The sequence below is a fragment of the Corynebacterium pseudodiphtheriticum genome (assembly GCF_023509295.1).
In the GTDB taxonomy this organism is placed as follows: Bacteria; Actinomycetota; Actinomycetes; order Mycobacteriales; family Mycobacteriaceae; genus Corynebacterium; species Corynebacterium pseudodiphtheriticum.
The window spans coordinates 340,654-361,968 of sequence record NZ_CP091864.1 but is presented as its reverse complement, the minus strand read 5'-3'; the positions used below and the strand labels follow the sequence as shown (position 1 = coordinate 361,968).

Sequence of the window (21,315 nt, the reverse complement as noted above, 5' to 3'; positions counted from 1 at the left end):
GCCCGGCGACTAGCTTCTCGATTATTCGGCAGCACCAACGCCGGCGGGCGGATCGGCGAAGGCTGGGCCAGATTTTGCGAGTTCTCCGGGGTATTCATATTCGCCGTTTAACTCCTAATAAGACTCATCACTTCTGCGCGCGACGATGCGTTCACACGGAAGCCGCCGCGTACCGCCGAAGTTGTGGTCACTGCACCCGGCTTACGGATGCCGCGCATCGCCATGCAGAGGTGTTCACATTCAATGACGACGATAACCGATTGCGCTTGCAGTTTTTCCATCAACGCATCAGCGATTTGGCTAGTCAAGCGTTCTTGTACCTGTGGGCGTTTCGCATACAAATCCGCCAGGCGCGCGAGCTTGGACAAGCCGGTGACATCACCGTTGCGCCCTGGGATATAGCCAATGTGCACGGTGCCAAAAAACGGCACGAGGTGGTGTTCGCAAGTGGAGTAGATCGGAATATCGCGCACCAGCACTAGTTCTTGGTGGTCTTCCGAGAACGTCCGCTCCAGCACGGAAGTTGGGTCTTCGTGCAGGCCAGCGAAGGATTCCTTATAAGCGCGCGCGACACGAGCCGGAGTATCGCGCAAGCCTTCGCGGTCGGGATCTTCACCAACTGCAAATAGCAGCTCGCGCACGGCGGCTTCTGCGCGTTCTTGATCAAAACTGCCGGAGGCGCCGGTGGTTTCAGCGTTAGTCATCGTAGTATTCCCCGTTGTGTTGATTTTCCTTACGCGCCTCGGTGCCGCGTGAGGTCTCGCTCTGCTCGGCTTTCCGGTGCTTTCCGCTCTGCTCGGAATCCTCTGACTCCGTGTTGGACTCTGCCTTCTGCTCCGGCGTTTCCGCCTGCTTTTCGGTTTGCTTATCCGCTGCAGCTTCTAGCTCCTCGAGCGCCTGGAGTTCTTCCAGCTTCGGCAAGCCGGTTACCCCCACGGCGTTGTTTTCGCCAAAGATCAAACCGATCTCGCCTTCTTCGCCAGCGTGCTCACCAGACCCCGCGCCTACACCGTTGGCGTTGCCGCCTTTTTGTGCTTGCGCCTGTGCTTGCTGTCGACGCTGACGAGCCAGCAGCGAAGCCTCCAACAAAGACAAGCGCTTCGGCGGTTCCTCACCACGCTCTTTTGCCAATTCCGCTGGGGTTTTCACCGGTTCAAAACCAGCCTGCTGCGGGAAGCGCACGTCGGTATCGAAGATGTCGACCCGCTGCGGGTCGATGCCGTCGAAAATGGCTTCCAGGTCCGGCCGACGCAAAGTTTCTTTTTCCAGCAGTTGCAACGCGAGCTTATCCAGGTAGCCGCGGTGCTCAGACAAAATCGAATAAGCCTTGCGGTGCGCGTTATCCAACAGGAATTGCAGCTCCTGGTCGATGGTCTGCGCGACCTGCTCGGAATAGCCCGAGGTGCCACCGCCGCCACGCCCCGAGAACGGATCGCCTTGTTCTTCGCCATATTTCACTGTGCCCAGTGTTGGCGAGAAACCATATTCGGTGATCATAGCGCGAGCGATTTTGGTTGCTTGTTCAATATCGCTGGATGCGCCCGTCGTCGGGGTACCGAACACCAGCTCTTCCGCTGCGCGTCCGCCCATGGCAAAAACCAAGCGCGCAAACATTTCTTCGCGGTTGTACATGCCTTTGTCGTCTTCTTGCGCGGTCATCGCGTGCCCACCAGTGCGCCCACGAGCCAGGATGGTGACCTTGTACACACGCTCAATATCGCGCAACGCCCAAGCAGCCAAGGTATGGCCGCCTTCGTGGTAAGCGGTGACCTTCTTTTCGTGTTCGGAAATCACCTTGGAGGAACGACGCGGCCCACCCACCACGCGGTCGGTGGCTTCTTCCAAAGCATCGGCAGTAATCACGTTGCCGCCGATGCGCGCGGTCAGCAGCGCGGCTTCATTAAGCACATTGGCCAAATCCGCACCAGACATACCCGCGGTACGCTTGGCCAGCTGCGTCACGTCGACGTGCTTAGCCAACGGCTTGCCTTCGGAGTGCACGCGCAAGATCGCCTCACGTCCCTTCAGGTCCGGCGGGGTTACCGGGATCTGCCGGTCGAAACGGCCCGGGCGTAGCAAGGCCGGGTCCAGGATGTCCGGACGGTTAGTCGCAGCGATCAAAATCACGCCTTCGCGGTCGCCGAAACCATCCATTTCCACCAACATCTGGTTCAACGTTTGCTCACGCTCATCGTGTCCGCCGCCGGTGCCGGAACCACGCTGGCGTCCCACTGCGTCGATCTCATCAATAAAGATGATGCACGGCGAGTTTTCTTTCGCCGTTTTGAACAAATCGCGCACGCGGGAAGCACCCACGCCGACGAACATTTCTACGAAGTCCGAACCCGAAATCGTATAAAACGGCACCCCGGCCTCACCGGCAACAGCCCGTGCCAGCAAGGTTTTACCGGTGCCCGGCGGGCCATACAGCAGCACGCCGCGTGGGATCTTCGCACCCAGTTCGTGGTAGCGGGTGGGATCTTCCAAAAAGTCCTTGATCTCGTGCAACTCGTCGACGGCTTCGTCGGCACCCGCCACATCCTGGAAAGTGTTGGTGGGCATGTCTTTGGTGAGCTCTTTGGCCTTGTTGCCGCCAATGCCCAACATGCTGCCTTTTTGCATGCGTGTGAGGAAGAAAAACAGCAGACCAAACAGCAGCAGCATCGGCAGCATGAACGAAAGCATGCTCATCAAGAAGCTGTCGCTGGTGACGTTCGTGTCGTATTCGTCGACTTTGCCTTCTTGCACCGCGCCAAAAACCTCAGGGGCCGAACGCGCTGGGTACTGGGCAATAACGGAATCGACGCCTTCTTGCTCGTCCACAGTGATCGGCTCGCGCAACTCCAGGCGCAGCGTTTGCTCACGGTCGTCGATCTGTGCCTTCTCGACGTTTTCGTCCTGCAGCTGCTCCAGCGCAAGCGAAGTCTCCACATCGAGGAAGTGACGGGTATCGTCGCTCAGCCGAGTAACGGTGAACAACAGCATCAAAAGCACGGCCGCGCCGGCTCCGATTTGAATAATGCGTTTGTTTTTCATGAATCCTATTTACGAGCAGTACACAATGACAATGGTGTGCCAGGTGCGATTACGACGAATAAACGTCCGGGTGCAGCGTGCCAACATAAGGCAGGTCGCGGTAGCTTTCCGCGTAGTCCAGCCCGTAACCGATGACAAATTCGTTCGGGATGTCGAAGCCCACGTCGTACAGATCTAACTTCGCGGTGACGACCTCCGGCTTACGCAACAGGGTGATCACGTTCAGCGACTTCGGGTTCCGGTTACGCAGGTTGCGCACCAGCCAGGACAGCGTCAAGCCAGAATCGATGATGTCCTCGACGATCAACACGTCTTTGCCTTCAATGTCGCGATCCAGATCTTTCAAGATCCGCACCACGCCAGACGACGTCGTCGAGTTGCCGTAGGAGGACACCGCCATAAATTCCATCTCACTCGGGATGGAAAGCTCACGGGCGAAATCGGTCAAAAACACCGCTGCGCCCTTCAACACGCACACCAGCAGCAAATCGTTGCCCGCGTAGTCTTTGGACACCTTGTCCGCCAGTGCCTTGATGCGTTGTTTGATTTCTTCTTCGCTGATCAGCACCGATTCAACATCGCGGCCGTAGCGATTTTCCGGGACGTCGTAGAATTTATCGTCGACGGATTTTTCCACCGTGGTGTGAGTGTGATCTGCCATGGTTGGCCTTTCGGTGAGGCTGTGCGGTTGAGCGTGTTAAGCGCCTAGCGCGGGAAGCGCTGCGGCTTTCATGAAGTTGTTGTATCACGTACTGCTTGCCGACGGCTGGCTGTCGTCGCCAAGCGAGCTGTGTAATAGCACCAGTTTGCCAGCTTGGCGTGCCAGTTCCAACCCGTTGCCAACAGAAACAGCACCTTGCCCATGCCAGTCGTGGATGAAGGCAATACTAGCCGCTAATGTGCTCGCGCTAACTCGCGCCCCATGCTGCTGCAAAAACTTCGCGATGGCCCGGCGCGCCAGTGGTGGAGCGCCTAGCTCGGCGATTTCCAGAGCCGGCGGTTGCTGTGTGGAGGGCTCAGTGCATTGCTCTGTGGTTGGTTGCGCGGAGGGCTTAGTGGCTGGCTGTGTAGCTGACTCGGTGGATGGTTGCGTGGCTGGCTCAGTAATTAGCTCAGTAGCAGCCGCTGAACGTTCGGGCTTCGGCGTAAGTGTGTGCAAGTAGTCGTCGTCCTCCCGTAACAACTCGGCTGCGCGCACCAACGGAGCCGTGGCATCGCCGCCGATAATTTGATCCAACAACGGAAGCACTTGCCGACGAATAGCGACGCGACGAAAAGCCTCATCAGTGTTGTGCGGATCATTCCACGCAGCAACCCCGAGTTCCCGGCACGCACCAACCGTGTGCGCACGGCGGATACCCAGCAGCGGGCGCAACAACGTGTGCCCTTGATAATCAGACACCTCCCCCATTGCGCTAGCCTTGCCACGCAGCAAGCCGAGCAGCAATGTTTCTGCTTGGTCATCGCCAGTATGCGCAAGCAAAATCGGGCGGCGGCCTGCGAGATCGCCCAAAGCCTGATAGCGAGCCTGACGAGCGGCGGCTTCCAACGGTTCGCCGACCACGCGCACAGAAACCACTTGCCCGCTCAGCCCCCACTGACCAACCTGGCCAATGGCGCCTTCACTGACCGCGCGGGAGCCGTCCTGCAAGCCGTGATCAATACTCACGACGTGTGCCGGGAGTTTTTCAGCCGCCGCGGCGGCCGCTAAAGCCAGCGAATCGGGGCCGCCGCTGACTGCGATGACAAACTCGGCTCCCCCGTGCTCGTCCGCCCAGCGCTCATCCGTGGCGTGTTTATCCGCCCAGTGTTTGTTTCCCCCGTGCTCGTCCCTCCAGCGCTGCACAGCACCCCGCAGCGCAGTGCGCACCTGCAGAAAATGCGGAGACCGCCTGGGCCAAAACGGCGCAACTCTGCCATCCAGTCCTGTGCCGTCGTCACGCATATTCTCCCCCACCTAATGCTCACGCAAAGCAGAAACGAATTCATCCAATTGCGCCCGAGCAGGCAAAATGGGGGCATCATTAACCAACAAACTGTAGGCATAAGTATGCCCAGACTTTCCTGTGACAATACCCACCAGCGCCGAAGTATCAGTCAAAGTGCCGGTTTTTGCCCGCGCATAACCACGTGCAGAAAGCTCAGCGTAACGATCGTCCAGCGTGCCATCACCACCAGCGACGGGCAACAAATCCAACAAACTACGTAAATCCCCAACATTGCCAGAACCCGCAGCTGCAGCGTCGGTAGTAAATGCAACATCGGTAGTTTCGGCCGCATCCGCACCCGAACCACGGGCCGCCACCTGCAAGCACTGCAGCAACGTCGCCGGGGTCAAGCGATTATCCGAAGACAAACCAGAATTATCCCGCAGAGCTGCACCTGTGACATCCACGCCGATTTCACTCAAAACCTGCAAAGTAGCAGAGGTAGCATCCGCAAACGTCGCCGGTTGTTTACCACGAGCAATGGCTATTTCGCGGCCGATGGCCTCTGCCATGACGTTATCGGAGTGTTTAATCATCAACTCCAGCCGCTCGCGCAAGATCGGTGATTTCATCACCGCAACCTCCGGCATCGACGGCGCGCCGTCGTGAATGCCCACCTGGGTTGCCCCAACCCGATCCGCCAACGCCTGGGCAACGTCAAACGCTGGGGAGGTCGAACGCGGCACGTCACCGGTAGTCGCCCCAATGCGTGCTCCATACAACATGGCTGGTTCCATCGGGGCAATATAACCTTCGGCAACATTCGCCGGATCCCAACCCTCCGCCTGCGTGGGCCCATCCCACAAACTGGTGTCAATCTCCACGGAATCGGCCTGGCCAATCACCGCCGCAGCGGCATCCAAATCAGCATCATCCAGCCACACATCACCGGCAGCACGAATCACCACGCGCCCGCCGTCCTGCTCAATCACCGTGTGCAGGCGCTTATCCAGGTCCATAGTGGCCAACGCAGCAGTCGCGGTGAGTACCTTCGTAGACGAAGCAGGCACAAACTGCTGCTGTGCATTGTGCTCATAAACCAAGTGCTGGCTGTTCAGATCAAATACGGACGCGCCCACCGAACCAGCAATCGCCGGTGGTTGAAAACCAGCGGCAGGGCTGGCGTTGCCGCTGGCGTCGGCAAGCGCAGGGTCGACGGGCGTAACCGGCAGCTCCGCAGGGGCGAGCTCGTAGGCCGGCGCAGATTCCACCTCGCTATAAGCCTGGTGGTAAGCCACACCGACCGTCGCCGTAGCAGCAACAACAACGACGGCGACTACTACCGATACCCACCAGAAAACTTTCATGGCGTTCGATTCTAGCGCGGATACCGCACGACACCCGCCCGGCTGGCCAAGGCAGGTAAACTGTGCAAACGACTGCAATCACTGATCCCGCCAGCTGGCAAGCACGTCGGCTGCAGAAGTGATTGAAGATGACCGTTGAATTCTCACTAACTCGCACCAGGAAAGGTGGATGCAATGAGCGTTGAAGTAACCATTGAAATCCCACGCGGCTCCCGCAACAAATACGAAATCGACCACGAATCGGGCAAGGTCTACCTGGACCGCTACCTGTTCACCCCAATGGCCTACCCGGCTGACTACGGCTTCATCGACCACACCCTCGGCGAAGACGGCGACCCGTTGGATGCGCTGGTCATCCTGCCAGAGCCAGTGTTCCCGGGCGTGGTTGTGGAATCGCGCATCGTCGGCGTATTCAAGATGACCGACGAAGCCGGTGGCGACGACAAACTGCTGGCCGTGGTCGACGACCCACGTTGGGCGCACATCCAGGACATCGACGACGTCGACCAACACACCAAGGACGAAATCGAGCACTTCTTCACCCGCTACAAGGACCTCGAGCCAAACAAGGAAGTCACCGGTTCCGGTTGGGGCGACAAGGCTGAGGCAGAAAAGATCCACGCTGAAGCGCTGGAGCGTTACAAGGGCTAGGTTGTAGCCAGCTTGGGTCCGTACGGGGCGCGTCGGGGGCGCGTTTCATGTGTTTCGTGCGTTTCGTGCGGCCTGATTCGTGAGTTTGGTGCATTTTTACAAATAGGCCGCGAAAATCGGGGGTTTCAGGCCCACTATTTGTAAAAATGCACCAAAAACGCAAATTCACAAGCTTTCGGGGGAATACGAGTGCACATTTTTCGGGGGAGGAATGCCGGCCAAAAAGCGGCACGGCACGGCGCAATCCGCATCGCCAACGGGCTTTACCTGTCAGAAGAGCCCACGCCAGAGCAACTCGCGCGCATCATGAGCGAGCAGTGGCCGGACTGTGCGCTCGACGGCGCATCGGCTGCCTGCAAACACCTCGACCAACCATTGAGTTTCCCGTTGGAGCTACTGCGTGAATCGTCGCTGCCAGCAAGCAGTTATTTCACGTCTCGACGCGCTCGCCCGAAAGGGACCCTGAACTGGGACGGAGTGCGCGTTTGCAACCCTTTACAAGCCGTGGAAGCAATGCCGCATGACGACGCCGTCGCCTTCCTGGAAGCCTTTTACTCCGGCAAGGACGGGCGCCGGAGATTGCACGTGAGCAAGCAGGAATTCCGGCGTTTCCCACACCAAGTAAAACGCGCTCTCGATGACGCTATTATCGGCACCGATAGCGTGCCGGAGCGTCAACTCACTCGCGCCCTAGAGCAGCATTTCACAGTCCGAAATAACGTAAAGATCGGCCCTTACCACTGGGATCTGGTACTCGAGGACTACAAAATCGCCATCGAAGTCGACGGTTTTGCCTATCACCATGCGGAAAACCGCCGCCAGTTTGAGTTGGACCGCCACAAACTCAACGATGCCGTCCATCGCGGATGGACGCCGCTGCATTACACTGCGACGACGATTAGCCATTACCCGAAGTTCGTGGCGGAACACGTGCGAGCCATTGCCAAACGCAAGCGCCCGTTTGCGCGCCCACCATGGTTGTGGCATCGGTTGTGGGACTGAGCCGACGCGGGCTCGAACACCCCCAGACCACCCGCGGTACCCACCACGCACACCACCAAGCCGCATCCGGTACCTGCCGCCTGGTACCTGCGCCCGGCGGTAACCGCCCGCACCACCAAACCACCCGTGGTACCAAGCCACACCCGGTACCTGAACCCGGCGGTAACCGCACGGTTACACCGCGAGAGCAAGTTTTTCGCACTAGGCTGGTGTCATGAGCAACGAAGGCAACAAGCAAGAAGTAACTGTCAATGAAGTTTCTGTGCACGAGGTTCCTGCCAACGCGCAATTTATTGATGTGCGTGAACGCGACGAGTACGCCGCGGGGCATGCCATCGGCACGGTGAACTTTCCTTTGAGCGAGTTCGTAGAGTATGCCAGCCAGATCAACACTGACCAGGATGTCTACATCATTTGTAAGTCCGGTGGCCGTTCTGCCAAGGCCTGCGAATACCTAACGCAGGCAACCGGCGCCACCACGTTTAGCGTTGCCGGGGGCACGATGGCATGGAAGGACGCTGAGCTTCCGATGGAGCGCTAATTTTTAGCGCTAGTCCCCGATCTGGTCGCGGCCGCGTTTGACGATCAGCGGGTCTGGTTCTCCGACTACTTCGTGGTCCTTGTTCGTGTATTCGAATTTGGAGAGCAGATACCGCATGGCGTTGATGCGGCCGCGTTTTTTATCGTTGGATTTGATGGTGATCCACGGTGATTCTTCGGTGTCCGTGTACCGGAACTGTTCTTCTTTGGCGTTGGTGTAATCGTCCCATTTGTCCAGCGACGCCAGGTCCATGGGGGAAAGTTTCCACTGGCGCACGGGGTCGATCTGGCGGATGGCAAACCGGGTGCGTTGTTCTTTTTTCGTCACTGAAAACCAAAACTTCGTCAACGAGATGCCAGAGCCGAGGATCATGTTTTCCAGCATGGGTACTTCACGCAGGAATTCGGCGTGCTGGGATTCTGTACAAAATCCCATGACACGTTCGACGCCGGAGCGGTTGTACCAAGATCGGTCGAAAAATACCATCTCGCCGCCGGCTGGGAAGTGTTGGATATAGCGCTGGAAGTACCAGGAGGTGGATTCGCGTGGCGACGGCTTCTCGAGCGCGACGGTGCGTGCGCCGCGGGGGTTGAGGTGCTCGTTGAAGCGTTTGATCGTTCCGCCTTTACCTGCGGCGTCGCGGCCTTCGAAAAGGATGATGTGGCGCTGGCCGGTTTCTTTGGTCCAATTTTGGAATTTCAGCAGTTCGATCTGCAGTGCACGTTTCGTGCGTTCGTATTCTTCGCGCGTCATGCGCTCGTCATACGGATAGTTTTCCCGCCACGTGTCGACGGGTTCACCGCTGGGGGTAATCAGTGAGGGATCGTCTTCGTCGGAGTCATCGACGATGTAGCCGTCGGTTTCTGCGAGGTCGATGGTGGGGAGTTCATCTTCAAAATCGGCTGCCATGGTGCCAGTCTAGCCCGCTGTGTGTTTTCTGTCGCAAGTGTTGGGATAAACACTAAGTGTTTACACATTGTTCACTGCAAATTTCTCTGGCATGCAAAAAGCTCCCCCTCCGGATAGGAGAGAGAGCTTAACCCTGGTGGCTATCTAGCCTGTGGGATTACTTAGCCAGCTTCGCCAGGCCCTCGAAGCCTTCAACGATGTTCTTGAAAGCGCCGAAGATGTCCTTGAAGTTAACGGACATCTGAACGAAGTTGGAGGAAGTCTCTACAAGAGTGTTCATGTTTATCTCCTTGGAAGAAATATGAAGTGAAATGAGTGATGGTTAATCACTCACAAGAATTACCGGCAGCTTGGCCGTGAGATTATTACTTAGCAGCTGGAGCGTTCGAGGAGCTGGAGCTCAGTGGCTCAAAGGCACCCTTGATAGCCCCATAGATACCGGTAGCTTCTTTGCCTTCAGCCTGTGGGGTGTAGAAGAATTCCAAGCCCTTGCTGATGTTCTCGAAAGCCTTGAAGAAGGTAACTGCGTTGTTCAGCTGATCCTGAATCATTTCAACGTTCATGAATTTCTCCTCATGAGAATTTCCCCGGCAATCCCAGGGGTGGATGTTCAATTTCCCGACGCCCCAGAGCGTCATGGGAATCATTGTGTCACAGAATGATAAATTGTCAAGCTTCAGATTAGGTTATACGGCCCCAAAAAAGGTGTCGTACCCATTAGTTTTTCCTTCTCTGATTATTTGCACAGCAACCAGCGACACCTCCACGACACTAGGAAACGCTAACCAAAACAAAACCCCCAGCCCACAGGCCTATTTTATTTAACTTTCAGAAACTTTCCAGCAAGCCACCGCAATCACTTTACGTTCCAAATCACAAACTCGAGTGCTTTCCGCCCAACCGTTAACTTCTTGTGACTTACCCCATTATGGGTGGAGTGGTAGTGGCGCAACGCCCCCTAGAATCCAAAAACCCAACCGACACGCAAAAACCCAACCGACACGCAAAAACGCCGCTCCCTGGATTCCCTAGGAAACGGCGCCTACGCGATTTCGACTACAACAACACCCCAAAAACACAACGTGCCCGGGGTGCGCTAACACCGTTAGCTCGTTGCCAGTCTAAACAGCGACTGTTTTACATCATGCCGCCCATGCCACCCATTGGATCAGCACCAGCAGCGGCATCAGCACCGGCTGGTTCTGGCTTGTCCGCAACCACGGCCTCGGTGGTCAAGAACAGGGCTGCGATCGACGCAGCGTTCTGCAGAGCCGAGCGAGTGACCTTGACTGGGTCATTGATGCCGGCAGCCATCAGGTCGACGTATTCGCCGGTAGCGGCGTTCAGACCCTCGCCTGGGTTCAGGCGGGAAACCTTATCTGCAACCACGCCAGGCTCCAGGCCGGAGTTGTAGGCGATCTGCTTCAGTGGCGCAGACAGTGCTTCGCGGACAATCTTGGCACCAATGGCTTCGTCGCCAGTCAGCTCCAGCGCATCCAGTGCGGAAGCGGCCTGCAGCAGGGCAACGCCACCACCAGCGACGATGCCTTCGTCGACGGCAGCTTTCGCGTTACGCACGGCATCCTCGATGCGGTGCTTGCGCTCCTTGAGTTCAACCTCGGTAGCAGCACCAACCTTCAGTACGGCAACGCCGCCGGACAGCTTCGCTAGACGCTCCTGCAGCTTCTCCCGGTCGTAATCGGAATCGGAGTTCTCGATTTCCGCGCGGATCTGCTTAATGCGGCCGTCGATCTGTGCCTGCTCACCAGCACCCTGCACGATGGTGGTCTCGTCTTTGGTGACAACAACCTTGCGTGCGGTACCCAGCTGAGCGATGTCGGCAGTCTCCAGGGACAGGCCGACTTCTTCGGAGATGACCTGGCCGCCGGTGAGGATAGCCATGTCCTGCAGGGTGGCTTTCCGACGGTCGCCGAAGCCTGGCGCCTTCACAGCCACAGACTTGAAGGTGCCGCGGATCTTGTTCACGACCAGCGTGGACAGAGCCTCACCCTCAACGTCCTCGGCGATGATTAGCAGTGGCTTGTTGGACTGCATGACCTTTTCCAGCAGGCCAACCAGTTCCTTAATATTCGAGATCTTGCCGGAAACCAGCAGGATGTATGGGTCTTCCAGCACTGCCTCGCCACGTTCAACGTCGGTGGCGAAGTAACCGGAGATATAGCCCTTATCGAAGCGCATGCCTTCGGTGACCTCGAGGTCTACGCCAAAGGTGTTGGATTCTTCGACGGTAATAACGGAATCCTTGTTCACCTGGCCATTGCCCACGGTGTACATGGCTTCGGCGATCTTTTCACCGATGGCAGGGTCCGCTGCGGAAATACCCGCGGTGGTTGCAATCTGCTCCTGGGTTTCTACTTCCTTGGCGGATTCCAGCAGACGTTCCACAACCGCCTTGGTAGCGGTTTCGATGCCGCGCTTGATCCCCATTGGGTTGGAACCAGCAGCGACGTTACGCAGGCCTTCTTTCACCAGCGACTGCGCCAACACGGTGGCGGTGGTCGTGCCGTCACCGGCGACGTCGTCAGTCTTCTTGGCTACTTCCTTGACCAGCTCGGCGCCGATCTTTTCATAAGGTTCATCCAGCTCAATTTCGCGAGCGATCGAGACACCATCGTTGGTGATCGTCGGCGCGCCCCAGGACTTTTCCAAAACGACGTTGCGTCCCTTTGGGCCGAGGGTGACCTTGACGGCGTCGGCAAGGGTGTTCAGGCCGCGCTCTAGGCCACGGCGTGCTTCTTCGTCAAAAGCGATCTGCTTTGCCATGTGTTATGTGCTCCTTTTATTGGTGAAGGACAACACTCACGGTAATGATCACGCCAGGCGCCCGCGACGGCACGAATGGTGTGAGTGTGCACCATTCTCACCTGCGTGATAGGTCTATTAGTAGTGGTTTAGCACTCCACTACCGGAAGTGCTAGCAACCATTCTGGCACTCGGGCCCGGCGAGTGCAAGGTTATACCCGGCGTTTCGCCCAGCAATTCCTGCTAGGTTAGCGGGCATGAATACGACTAGCACCGAAACTAACGCTGGCGCACAGCCCAACAACACCGAAACCGCCCTCGCAGAACATATTCGCAGCCAACGCGCGGAGATCTTTTCGCAGTTGTCCGAAATCATTGCCTTTAATTCTGTGTACCTACCGGAGAACCCAGAGCTGAAAGAAGAACACACCAACGCTGGGAACTGGGTCGATGCCGCGCTTGCCGACGCCGGGCTCGAAGTCAGCGCTATCCCCACCGCCGACGGTTCCACGACCTACCTGGCGTCCACCCCAAAGATCGACGGTGCACCCACCGTTTTGTTGTATTCGCATTACGACGTCGTCCTGGCCGGCGACCCGGCCGAATGGACTGCAGATCCGTTCACCCTCACCGAGCGCGACGGCCGGTGGTATGCCCGCGGCGCCGCCGATTGCAAGGGCTCGCTGGCTATGCACCTAGCTGGACTGCGCGCAGTCGATGACACCGTGGGGCTGAAAAACTTGGGCATCAACCTGCGCGTGTTGGTGGAGGGCTCGGAAGAACAAGGCGGCGAAGGCCTAGACAAGCTGATCAAGCAGCGCCCGGAGCTGTTCCAGGCAGACGTCATGCTTATTGCCGATGGCGGCAACGTCGCTGCTGGCACCCCAACCATCACCACTGCTTTGCGCGGTGGTGCGCAGCTGAAGGTAGCCGTCGACACGCTGCGTGCCCCAGTGCACTCCGGTTTGTTCGGCGGTGTAGCCCCGGATGCTACTTTGGCGCTGATGCGCGCGCTGAACTCGCTTTTCGACGACAGCGGCCACACGGTAATCCGCGGTTTCGAACCAACCGACGATGCGAAGTGGCACTGGGACGGCGCCAGCTACAATGCAGACACCTTCCGCTCTGATGCTGGCGTGCTCGACGGCGTCGGCCTGCACGGCCAGGGTACGGACGAAGAAATCGCAGCCCAGCTGTGGGCTCGACCAGCCGCGACGGTCACCGCGTTCAGCTCACGCCCCACCAGCGACGTCGTCAATGCTGTTACCCACCACGCCGAGGCCGTGGTGAACCTGCGCGTGCCATTCCACTTGCACACCCAGGACGTCGTCGATGCTGCTGCCCAGCAGATCCGCGATGCGGTGCCATTCGACGCCCAGATTGAGGTCACGGCAGAAGATGTCTTCAGCCCGTTTTCTACCAGCACGGAATCCGCGGCCTTCGAAACCTTCGAATCCGCTATGGCTACTGCTTTTGGTGCAGAGGTGCGCAATACCGGCAACGGTGCATCCATTCCGCTGACCACTGCTTTGGCCGAAGCCAACCCGGATGCCGATATCGCCGTCTACGGCCTGTGCGAACCACAAACCACCATCCATTCGCCAGATGAATCCGTGGACCCAGAAGAAATCATTCGCCTGGCCACCACGGAAGCGCTGTTTATCACCCGCTTCAGCGCACAGGCACAAGCACAAGCACAAAAACCAGCGCAAAATTAAGCAAAAATCACAAGGATTACATCGTGTCCAGTTACCACGACCCTTCGAACCCGAACCACGGCCACCTGGAGCACGCTTTGCGCCATCACATCGGTGGCCAGCGCCAGCGCATCTTCGGTGATCTTGCGCAGCTGTGCGCGATCCCTTCCCTCGCGCTCAACGACGACCACGCCAAAGACATGGCTCGTTCGGCCCAAATGATCCGCGATCTCATGGTGGAGCGTGGGCTGGTCACCGAAATCATCGAGACCAGCGACGGCTCGCCGGCAGTCGTCGGCAAGCGCGCCGCCAAGAACAATGCCCCGACGGTGCTGTTGTATTGCCACCACGACGTCGTCGATATTTCCACCCCGGACGAGTGGGAATCTGATCCGTTCATCCTCACCGAGCGTGACGGGCGCTGGTATGGGCGTGGGTCGGCGGATTGCAAAGGTAACGTGCTGATGCACCTGGCTGCGATCCGCGCGGTTGATGCCACCGGCGGCTGCGATGCCGGCATCATCCTAGTTTGCGAAGGTTCTGAGGAACGCGGCGGGCAGGGGCTGAAAGATCTTGTCGACGACCGTCCGGAGCTTTTCGACGCCGACCTAATCTGCATCGCCGATACTGCCTCTGGCCAAGCTGGCTTGCCGACGCTCACCACCAGCCTGCGTGGCGGTGGGCAGCTGACCGTCACGGTGAACACCCTGGAAGCACCGGTGCATTCCGGGCAATTCGGCGGCGCGGCTCCGGATGCGGTGGCCGCGCTGGTGCGGGTGCTGGCCACGCTGCATGACGACGACGGGCAAGTCGCCGTCAACGGCTTGGGGCAACATCGTCATTGGGAAGGCAGCCCATATCCGGCTGAAGATGACGCAGCGCGCGATGCCGCTGGTCTGCTCGATGGCGTCGACATGCTGGGCGCTGGTGACGACGAGATGGCGGATTTGGTGTGGGCCCGCCCGGCGGTGACCATCACCGGTTTTAGTTCTACTCCGGTAGAAGAAGCCATCAACGCCGTACCTGCCACTGCCTCGGCGCAGCTCAACCTACGGGTACCACCAGGGGTTGATACGGCAGACGCCGCAGAAAAGGTCGCGGAACACTTGCGCGCGCACATCAGCTGGGGCGCGCACATCGATGTTGATATCACCTCGGCGAATCCATCTTTTGCCGCCGATACCTCCGGCCCTCTGTTTGGGTTACTCAGCGATTGCATCTCGCAGGCCTACGAGCAAGACACTGAAATGATCGGCACGGGTGGCTCGATCCCGTTGACGGTGAAATTGGCAGAAAAATTCCCGAACGCCGAATTTGGGCTCTATGGGGTAGCGGAATCGGCTTCAGCCATTCACTCCAGTAACGAATCCGTGGATCCGGAAGAAATTGAACGCTTGGCTTTTGCAGAAGCACTGCTGTTGACGCGTCTCCGTTTCCGCTAAGCTTGAACAAGTCTTTAGCCCACGCGCAATAACTGGGAGGCGGAATAATTGTGCTCATCCTGCTCGGTTCCCTAGCCTGCGCCTCAATTCTGGCGCCGCTTCTGATCCACTGGTTGGGCCGGTCGGCTTTCGCCTTGCTCGCGGCCGTACCCGCAGTGGGTTTTTTCTGGTTACTGCAACACTTTGTGCACGGCACTTTTGCCGGAGAGGGCACACTAGAATATTCCCTGGTCTGGGTGCCGGAAATTCAACTGATTCTGGATTTCCGGCTTGATGCTTTATCCGGTTTGTTCGGGCTGATCATCACCGGGGTGGGCGCTCTGGTGATGTTGTATTGCTGGGGCTATTTTGATTCCACTCCCCGCCGGCTTGCCCTTTTCGCCGGGCAGATGATGGCTTTTGCCACCGTCATGATCGGCCTGGTCAGCTCGGACAACTTCCTGTTGCTGTATATCTTCTGGGAAGCCACCTCTATTCTGTCCTTCCTGCTGGTTTCTTATTACGGCGAGCGCGCCTCGTCTCGCCGTGCTGCGGGTCAGGCCTTGATGGTCACCGTGCTCGGTGGTTTGATCATGCTGGTTGGCATCGTATTGCTCGGCCAAACCACCGGAACTTGGAGTTTTTCCGAGCTCAGCGCATTTGCTGCCTCTGCAGAACTCACGGATGTACCGCACATCGGCATTTCCATTGTGCTGGTGATCGTTGGTGCGCTGTCTAAATCCGCGATCGCACCATTCCACTTCTGGTTGCCGGGCGCGATGGCGGCCCCGACTCCCGTCTCGGCCTACTTGCACTCGGCAGCGATGGTAAAAGCGGGCATTTATCTGGTCGCCCGGCTCGCCCCAGATTTCGCGCAGGTTGCCACCTGGCACGCTCTGATCATTCCGTTGGCCTTGTTCACCATGCTGCTCGGTGGCTGGATGGCGTTGAAACAGCGCGACCTGAAGCTAATTTTGGCGTACGGAACCGTATCTCAATTGGGCTTTATCACCTCGGTGGTTGCCATTGGCTCCCGTGAGGCCCTGCTGGCAGGTTTAGCGCTCACGGTGGCGCACTCGCTATTTAAGGCCACTCTATTTATGGTCGTCGGTGCGATTGACCACTCCACCGGAACCCGCGATATTTTCGATCTTTCTGGCTTGGGGCGCAAACAACCGCTGCTGGCAATCATCGCAATTCTGGCTGCGGCTTCGATGGCCGGGGTGATCCCGATGCTGGGGTTCGTCGCCAAGGAAGCTGCCTTGGAAGCCGTGCTGCATGAAGAACTACTGGTCGGCACCCCACGCCAGCTAATCTTGGTGTTCATCGTGGTTGGTTCTGTGCTCACGGTGGCTTATTCGATCCGCGTGATCTACGGCGCCTTCGCGAGCAAAAAACCAACGCACCCGACCGGTGGTGGCATCTGCCAGGAAGTCGCCACAATGGCACCAATTTCGGTGCTGCTGTGGGGCCCACCGGCGATACTGGTCGCTTTGACGATCTTTTTCGGCCTACAACCAGGCATTATCTCGAATGCGATTAACCAGCACCTGGATTCAGAATTTGCACACCTGGCTGCCACCGGCCACGGTGACCCAGCTGCCGGGCACGCCACAGATCTGGCTCTTTGGCACGGCTGGACGCTGCCTCTGGCTATTTCTGCCGGTATTTTGGCTGTCGGTGGCATCCTGCACTGGCAACGTCGCGCCCTGGCCAAAGCTCATTTCGATTACCCGGCACTGGGTAATGCCAACGATGCTTATTACGCCATCCTGAACCAACTGCGCCGAATTTCGCTGCGCTTGACGGCTTCTACCCAGCGCGGTTCGCTGCAGTACAACTTGGGCGTCATTTTTGCCGTCCTCGCCGTAGTGCCATTGATAGCGCTCTTGCTAGGTGATCGCACGAATATCCGCCTTAACCTCGGCGAATCCGCTTGGCAGGCAGGAGCCGCAATCGCGATTATCGCCGCCGCAATTGCAGCAACGGTTATGCACAACCGTCTCTCAGCTGTCGTTTTGGTTGGTGTTACTGGATACTTCTTGGCGTTTATCTTTGCCATGTACGGCGCCCCGGACCTGGCTTTGACACAGGTGTTGGTGGAAACCGTGCTGATGGTCATTTTCATGCTGGTGCTGCGGAAAATGCCCACCAACGTGGAATGGCGTGGCACTCCACAGTTCAACCGCTTCCGTGCTTGGTTGTCCATCGCCGTCGCATTCTCCGTGGTCACCGTCGCATTGTTCGCCATGAACGCACGCACCGCCCCAGCAATTTCCGAGCCAATGCCGAAGCTGGCAGAAGAAATCTCGCACGGTTTAAACACCGTGAACGTGATCCTGGTGGACTTCCGTGCTTGGGACACCATGGGCGAGACCATTGTGCTGATCATTGCTTCGCTAGGTGTGGCATCGTTGATCTACCGCACGAACTCCTTCACCAGGCGTTCACGCCGACCAATCCTCACCGCGGTATCCCGCCGTTGGTTGGCTGCACAGGTGGAAACCGAGCGTGCAGCAAACCGCTCGATCATGGTTGATGTGGCCACACGCGTGCTTTTCCCATCGATGATGGCGCTGTCCGTCTACTTCTTCTTCGCCGGTCATAACGCGCCCGGTGGCGGCTTCGCTGGTGGATTGGTCGCGGCTCTTGCGCTGACCTTGCGTTATGTCGCCGGTGGTCGCGCGGAATTGGAAGAGACCTTGCCTGTCGACCCAGCACGGTTGTTCTTCGTCGGCCTGATGCTTTCGACAGGTTCTGCACTGGTGCCGATGGCCTTCGGTGATCCCCCGCTGACCTCATACTATGCGTCAGTTGATGTCCCAGTGATCGGTGCAGTCTCACTACCTTCAGCGTTAATTTTCGACGCCGCGGTGTACCTGATCGTGATCGGCATGACCATGTATGTGCTCACAGCTCTGGGTACGCAGCTGGATCTGGAAGAAGAAGAACGTAAGCAGCGTGCGCGCGATCGCGCGAAGAACCTGCAGCACAAGAACCTACAGCGCAAAAATCTGCAGCGCAGGAACGAGCAAAAGGCTGCCAAACGCAAGCAGCAAAAAGCTCGAGCTGAGCAGAACCAACAAGCAGGAACCGAAACATCGACTACAGCCCGCACTACATCCGGAGAAAGGAGCCGCAGCTAATGGAAGCGAACCTATTTCTGCTACTCGCCTCCGGGGTGATGGTCGCCGCCGGGGTCTATCTGATGCTTGACCGTGCAGTCACCAAGATTGTGCTCGGCCTGCTGCTTATCGGGAACGCCGCGAACCTGCTGATCCTGCAAGCTGGCGGCCCCGCCGGCTCGCCTCCCATTACAGGTAGTGAGTCCTCACTGTACGGCGAGCAAGAAGCCGATCCGCTGGCCCAAGCAATGATCCTGACGGCGATCGTGATTGCCATGGCGCTCACAGCATTCTTGCTTTCCCTGGCTTACCGTCAGTACCGCTACCGTTCTGCCGACGTCGTCGAAGACGACCACGAAGACGCAGCAATTGCCGCCCGGCCGATCAACGCGGCCGCTGGCCCAGACCACGATGCCTCCGACGACCCGAAGACGGGCCGAGCCACCGAAGAAGGCGACCGCTTCGGCCCGGAGTCATTTGAAAAGCCCGTCGAAGACGCCACAGGAACGGAAGGCGCCGATGACTAGACTAGAACCATTCACCGAGGCAGTACTGCCGTACATGCCCTATTTAATTCCGCTGCCGGTGATCCTCCCCGCGCTTGCAGCGGCCGGGTGTCTGCTGTTTCCACGCATGCTCAACGTACGGCGTGCCTTCGTGTTCTTCACCCTGTTGGCGCTCGCTGTGCTCTCGGCCACCATGCTCATCGTCGTCGACGGCGAAGGCATCCAAACCCTGCAGATCGGTGGTTGGGACGCCCCACTCGGCATCACCCTGGTCGCTGACCGCTTGTCGACGATGATGCTGTTCGTCAGCTCCATCATTTTGTTCGCTGTGATGTGGTTCGCCATCGCGCAGGGCATCCGTGATGACACGAAGGATGAACCCGTAGCGGTCTTCTTGCCGTCCTACATGCTGTTGACGATGGGCGTGAACCTGTCTTTCCTGGCCGGAGACTTGTTCAACTTGTACGTTGGATTCGAAATCTTCCTGGTCGCCTCCTACGTCCTGATGACTCTCGGCGCTTCACCTTCGCGCGTGCGTGCCGGAGTGGGTTATGTGATGGTCTCTATGGCCAGCTCAATGGTGTTCTTGTTCGGCATTGCCGTGACCTATGCGGCGGTGGGCACGGTCAGCCTGGCCCAGATTGGCCAGCGCATGGAAGATGTTCCAGGCGGCACCCAGGCTGCCATTTTTGGTGTGTTGCTGGTTGCCTTCGGCATTAAAGCTGCGGTCTTCCCGCTAGATTCTTGGCTGCCGGACGCCTACCCTACGGCTCCGTCGTTGGTCACGGCAGTATTCGCGGGGCTGCTCACCAAGGTCGGTGTGTACGCAATCATCCGCATGCGCACCACTGTGTTTACCGATGGCAGCCTGGACGTTTTGCTGATGGTGGTTGCGTTAGCCACGATGCTGATCGGCATTCTGGGCGCGATGGCGCAGAATGACATTAAACGTTTGTTGTCCTTCACGCTGGTCTCGCATATCGGTTATATGATCTTCGGCATTGGTCTGGGCAGCTCGCAAGGGTTATCCGGTGCAATCTTCTACATGGTGCACCACATTTTGGTGCAAACCGCACTGTTCCTAGTCGTTGGCCTGATCGAACGCCACGCCGGCACCTCGTCGCTGCGCCGGCTGGGTTCGCTGATGTATACAGCACCAGTGATTACCGTGCTGTACCTGATCCCGGCTCTGAACTTGGGCGGCATCCCACCGTTTTCCGGTTTCCTTGGCAAAGTCATGCTTTTCCATGCTGGTGCCGAGGCCAATACCTGGATGTCCTGGGTATTGATCGGGGGTGCGGTGATCACATCGCTGTTGACGCTGTACGTAATGATCATGGTCTGGTCCAAAGGCTTTGTACGTGACCGCAAGGACGCCCCGGAAGGCAATATGGCGATGGCCCGGCCTGCCCCACTGGCGGACATCACCCAGGAAGTGGAATTTTCAGAGCGCGAATCGGTGGGCCGCACACCATTTGGCATGCTCGCGGCTACCGCAATGTTGGTCATCGCATCCAGCGCGATCAGTGTGGTTGCCGGCCCCATCGCCAGCATCACGGATCGCGCGGCGAACTCCGCGCAAGACGTCAACATCTACCGCACCGCGGTACTGGGCACGGACCCTGGCGAGCCGACGCGCAACTTGGAACTAGAGCGGCTGGACGACGGCGAAGACCGCCGCGAAGAAAGCGGCAACGCAGGGGCCGGGCACACCAACTCCAGCACCAGTTCACAAACCACCCCAAGCTCCAGCCCGGCTGCCACTGAATCCGTTCAGGGAGGCGATTCCTAATGGGAACCAACACGCGAGAAAAACGAGCAGCCGAAAAAGCCCGGCAAGCCCGGTTAAAAAAGCGCGTCCCGAAAGGTTTACGCAACCGCTTCCGCCCAGCGTTTATCACCTGGCTGATGGTCATGTGGATCATCTTGGTCGGCGAGATTAGTTGGGGAAATATCGTCGCTGGGCTAGTCGTCGGCACGCTCGTGGTGTACTTGCTACCACTGCCGGCCATGCCCGTGGCTGGTTTGCACATCTCTTGGCACAAACTGGCCTGGTTCCTAGTGGAGTTTTTCTTTGAGCTGCTCGTCGCCTCGCTGAATGTAGCCTGGCTGGCATTGCGCCCGCAGAAGCTGCCAAAAACCGCTATCGTGACGGCCCCGATGCGGGTGTCCAACGAATTCATCTTGGTGCTAGCGGTGACGTTATACAACCTGCAACCGGGCGGTGCGGTGACGGATATTGATATTGCGAACCGTACGTTGACGATTCACTTACTCAACGCGGATAACGACGAGCGCATCGAGCAAGAGCTGGCCCGGGTGCAAGCCCTGGAGGCCCGGATGATCAAGATTTTCGAAAGGACCTAGCC

At 58.1% G+C, this 21,315-nt stretch carries 18 protein-coding genes; 9 read left to right on the top strand and 9 right to left on the bottom strand.

Annotation, left to right across the window (positions count from 1 at the left end; genetic code table 11):
• Nucleotides 1–107 precede the first annotated feature (107 nt).
• From folE to dacB, 5 genes are all read right to left on the bottom strand, one after another.
• Nucleotides 108–704 (bottom strand): GTP cyclohydrolase I FolE, encoded by a 597-nt coding sequence (gene folE / locus L9H78_RS01540; RefSeq protein WP_249618232.1) that lies wholly within the window; start codon nt 702–704, stop codon nt 108–110.
• On the bottom strand, nt 697–3,036 hold the full coding sequence (gene ftsH / locus L9H78_RS01535; RefSeq protein ID WP_249620276.1) for an ATP-dependent zinc metalloprotease FtsH: 2,340 nt from the start codon (nt 3,034–3,036) through the stop codon (nt 697–699). Before ftsH ends, folE begins: the two co-directional genes overlap by 8 nt.
• 49 nt (nt 3,037–3,085) lie before the next feature.
• Entirely contained in the window at nt 3,086–3,697 is a 612-nt protein-coding gene (gene hpt / locus L9H78_RS01530) for a hypoxanthine phosphoribosyltransferase (RefSeq protein ID WP_021352027.1), read from the bottom strand.
• A gap of 84 nt (nt 3,698–3,781) precedes the next feature.
• Complete coding sequence (gene tilS, locus L9H78_RS01525) at nt 3,782–4,981, bottom strand: tRNA lysidine(34) synthetase TilS (protein ID WP_249620275.1); 1,200 nt, start codon at nt 4,979–4,981, stop codon at nt 3,782–3,784.
• 12 nt (nt 4,982–4,993) lie between these two features.
• A complete protein-coding gene (gene dacB / locus L9H78_RS01520; RefSeq protein WP_249620274.1) occupies nt 4,994–6,331 on the bottom strand; it encodes a D-alanyl-D-alanine carboxypeptidase/D-alanyl-D-alanine endopeptidase in 1,338 nt (445 codons plus the stop codon).
• Nucleotides 6,332–6,505: 174 nt separating this feature from the next.
• Here dacB and L9H78_RS01515 point away from each other — a divergent pair, with 174 nt between their 5' ends.
• The 3 genes from L9H78_RS01515 to L9H78_RS01505 all read left to right on the top strand — a co-directional run bounded on the left by L9H78_RS01515 (nt 6,506) and on the right by L9H78_RS01505 (nt 8,525).
• On the top strand, nt 6,506–6,982 hold the full coding sequence (locus L9H78_RS01515) for an inorganic diphosphatase (RefSeq protein WP_018120783.1): 477 nt from the start codon (nt 6,506–6,508) through the stop codon (nt 6,980–6,982).
• A 189-nt stretch (nt 6,983–7,171) separates the two neighbouring features.
• Complete coding sequence (locus tag L9H78_RS01510; protein WP_249620273.1) at nt 7,172–7,984, top strand: hypothetical protein; 813 nt, start codon at nt 7,172–7,174, stop codon at nt 7,982–7,984.
• A gap of 214 nt (nt 7,985–8,198) precedes the next feature.
• On the top strand, nt 8,199–8,525 hold the full coding sequence (locus L9H78_RS01505; protein ID WP_249618227.1) for a rhodanese-like domain-containing protein: 327 nt from the start codon (nt 8,199–8,201) through the stop codon (nt 8,523–8,525).
• 9 nt (nt 8,526–8,534) lie between these two features.
• Here the strand turns inward: L9H78_RS01505 and ppk2 are convergent, their stop codons facing one another.
• The 4 genes from ppk2 to groL form a co-directional block, all read right to left on the bottom strand.
• Nucleotides 8,535–9,434, bottom strand: a complete 900-nt coding sequence (gene ppk2, locus L9H78_RS01500) for a polyphosphate kinase 2 (protein WP_249618226.1) — start codon at nt 9,432–9,434, stop codon at nt 8,535–8,537.
• A gap of 157 nt (nt 9,435–9,591) precedes the next feature.
• A complete protein-coding gene (locus L9H78_RS10530; RefSeq protein ID WP_283775220.1) occupies nt 9,592–9,714 on the bottom strand; it encodes a hypothetical protein in 123 nt (40 codons plus the stop codon).
• A gap of 85 nt (nt 9,715–9,799) precedes the next feature.
• Nucleotides 9,800–9,997 (bottom strand): hypothetical protein, encoded by a 198-nt coding sequence (locus L9H78_RS01495; RefSeq protein ID WP_249618225.1) that lies wholly within the window; start codon nt 9,995–9,997, stop codon nt 9,800–9,802.
• A gap of 574 nt (nt 9,998–10,571) precedes the next feature.
• Entirely contained in the window at nt 10,572–12,218 is a 1,647-nt protein-coding gene (gene groL / locus L9H78_RS01490) for a chaperonin GroEL (RefSeq protein ID WP_249620272.1), read from the bottom strand.
• 236 nt (nt 12,219–12,454) lie between these two features.
• Here groL and L9H78_RS01485 point away from each other — a divergent pair, with 236 nt between their 5' ends.
• The 6 genes from L9H78_RS01485 to L9H78_RS01460 are packed head-to-tail and all read left to right on the top strand — an operon-like array spanning nt 12,455 to nt 21,313.
• A complete protein-coding gene (locus L9H78_RS01485; RefSeq protein ID WP_249620271.1) occupies nt 12,455–13,915 on the top strand; it encodes a M20/M25/M40 family metallo-hydrolase in 1,461 nt (486 codons plus the stop codon).
• Between the two features lie 23 nt (nt 13,916–13,938).
• Nucleotides 13,939–15,336, top strand: a complete 1,398-nt coding sequence (locus tag L9H78_RS01480) for a M20/M25/M40 family metallo-hydrolase (protein ID WP_249620270.1) — start codon at nt 13,939–13,941, stop codon at nt 15,334–15,336.
• Nucleotides 15,337–15,386: 50 nt separating this feature from the next.
• Complete coding sequence (locus L9H78_RS01475) at nt 15,387–18,461, top strand: Na+/H+ antiporter subunit A (RefSeq protein ID WP_249620269.1); 3,075 nt, start codon at nt 15,387–15,389, stop codon at nt 18,459–18,461.
• Nucleotides 18,461–18,967 carry a Na(+)/H(+) antiporter subunit C gene (locus L9H78_RS01470; protein ID WP_021352015.1) on the top strand — a complete coding sequence of 169 codons (507 nt, stop codon included), beginning with the start codon at nt 18,461–18,463 and terminating at the stop codon, nt 18,965–18,967. Before L9H78_RS01475 ends, L9H78_RS01470 begins: the two co-directional genes overlap by 1 nt.
• Complete coding sequence (locus L9H78_RS01465) at nt 18,960–20,738, top strand: Na+/H+ antiporter subunit D (protein WP_249620268.1); 1,779 nt, start codon at nt 18,960–18,962, stop codon at nt 20,736–20,738. Before L9H78_RS01470 ends, L9H78_RS01465 begins: the two co-directional genes overlap by 8 nt.
• Nucleotides 20,738–21,313 (top strand): Na+/H+ antiporter subunit E, encoded by a 576-nt coding sequence (locus tag L9H78_RS01460; protein WP_283775219.1) that lies wholly within the window; start codon nt 20,738–20,740, stop codon nt 21,311–21,313. The genes L9H78_RS01465 and L9H78_RS01460 overlap by 1 nt, the downstream gene beginning before the upstream one ends.
• The last annotated feature ends 2 nt before the right edge of the window (nt 21,314–21,315 follow it).

What these genes read in the sequence shown, in the direction of transcription:
- L9H78_RS01470 (WP_021352015.1), top strand. Translation starts at nt 18,461, where the DNA reads ATGGAAGCGAACCTATTTCTGCTACTCGCCTCCGGGGTGATGGTCGCC.
- folE (WP_249618232.1), bottom strand. Translation starts at nt 704, where the DNA reads ATGACTAACGCTGAAACCACCGGCGCCTCCGGCAGTTTTGATCAAGAA.
- dacB (WP_249620274.1), bottom strand. Translation starts at nt 6,331, where the DNA reads ATGAAAGTTTTCTGGTGGGTATCGGTAGTAGTCGCCGTCGTTGTTGTT.
- ftsH (WP_249620276.1), bottom strand. Translation starts at nt 3,036, where the DNA reads ATGAAAAACAAACGCATTATTCAAATCGGAGCCGGCGCGGCCGTGCTT.
- L9H78_RS01495 (WP_249618225.1), bottom strand. Translation starts at nt 9,997, where the DNA reads ATGAACGTTGAAATGATTCAGGATCAGCTGAACAACGCAGTTACCTTC.
- L9H78_RS01465 (WP_249620268.1), top strand. Translation starts at nt 18,960, where the DNA reads ATGACTAGACTAGAACCATTCACCGAGGCAGTACTGCCGTACATGCCC.
- ppk2 (WP_249618226.1), bottom strand. Translation starts at nt 9,434, where the DNA reads ATGGCAGCCGATTTTGAAGATGAACTCCCCACCATCGACCTCGCAGAA.
- L9H78_RS01485 (WP_249620271.1), top strand. Translation starts at nt 12,455, where the DNA reads ATGAATACGACTAGCACCGAAACTAACGCTGGCGCACAGCCCAACAAC.
- L9H78_RS01505 (WP_249618227.1), top strand. Translation starts at nt 8,199, where the DNA reads ATGAGCAACGAAGGCAACAAGCAAGAAGTAACTGTCAATGAAGTTTCT.
- L9H78_RS01460 (WP_283775219.1), top strand. Translation starts at nt 20,738, where the DNA reads ATGGGAACCAACACGCGAGAAAAACGAGCAGCCGAAAAAGCCCGGCAA.
- groL (WP_249620272.1), bottom strand. Translation starts at nt 12,218, where the DNA reads ATGGCAAAGCAGATCGCTTTTGACGAAGAAGCACGCCGTGGCCTAGAG.
- L9H78_RS10530 (WP_283775220.1), bottom strand. Translation starts at nt 9,714, where the DNA reads ATGAACACTCTTGTAGAGACTTCCTCCAACTTCGTTCAGATGTCCGTT.
- L9H78_RS01515 (WP_018120783.1), top strand. Translation starts at nt 6,506, where the DNA reads ATGAGCGTTGAAGTAACCATTGAAATCCCACGCGGCTCCCGCAACAAA.
- tilS (WP_249620275.1), bottom strand. Translation starts at nt 4,981, where the DNA reads ATGCGTGACGACGGCACAGGACTGGATGGCAGAGTTGCGCCGTTTTGG.
- hpt (WP_021352027.1), bottom strand. Translation starts at nt 3,697, where the DNA reads ATGGCAGATCACACTCACACCACGGTGGAAAAATCCGTCGACGATAAA.